At 48.1% G+C, this 231-nt stretch carries 1 pseudogene; it reads right to left on the bottom strand.

The features are described 5' to 3' along the window. Nucleotides 1-231, bottom strand: a pseudogene (locus tag SB658_RS28020) (chromosome condensation regulator); the annotation flags it as partial.

Genomic DNA, 231 nt, shown 5'->3' with positions numbered 1-231 from the left:
TCACTGTTCCGTCCATTTTAAGACCAACTGTATGCCAGTCACCCGCCGTGACCGCCACAATATCTCTCCAGCTACTTATATTACATTCTCCTTCTTTATTTCGCCCCACTGCTATTACTGTGCCATCCGGTTTAAGGCCAATGGTACGACGCCACCCCGCCGCAACCGCTACAACATTATGCCAATCGTTTACATCACATTGTTCATGCTTATTCCAACCCACAGCTACGA

It is taken from the genome of Bacillus sp. SIMBA_008 (assembly GCF_046535495.1).
Taxonomy (GTDB): Bacteria; Bacillota; Bacilli; order Bacillales; family Bacillaceae; genus Bacillus; species Bacillus subtilis.
The sequence above is the reverse complement of the archived record's forward strand: the minus strand, read 5'-3'. Positions and strand labels throughout refer to the sequence as shown.